Annotated in this window: 1 protein-coding gene; it reads left to right on the top strand. The window is 71.3% G+C overall.

The window, feature by feature from the left end:
- The coding region (locus QM806_RS41035) for a hypothetical protein (protein ID WP_283295067.1) at positions 1-317 on the top strand (317 nt) is incomplete at both ends.

Raw genomic sequence — 317 nt, 5'->3', positions numbered from 1 at the left:
CCTCCCCCAACCCCAAACCACCCTCAACTACCTCGGCCGCTTCGACTACCCGCCGTCAGGTGCGGAGGCGGGCTGGACTCCCGTGACGGATGTGGATCTCGGCCGACACCCCGACTCGGACCTTGCGGCTGCCGCGGTCCTGACGATCGATGCCGCGACGGTCGTCACGGAGGGCACTGCACGGCTGACGGCGACGTGGTCCTACGCCTCCGGTGTGCTCGCCGCGACCGATGTCGACGACCTCACCGAGCTGTGGACCGAGGCCCTCACCGCCCTCGCCGACCACATCAGCCGACCCGGCGCCGGCCGGCTCACCC

The sequence above is a fragment of the Rhodococcus sp. IEGM 1351 genome, assembly GCF_030056875.1.
Taxonomy (GTDB): Bacteria; Actinomycetota; Actinomycetes; order Mycobacteriales; family Mycobacteriaceae; genus Rhodococcus_F; species Rhodococcus_F opacus.
This window is presented reverse-complemented; position numbering and strand designations above follow the sequence as displayed.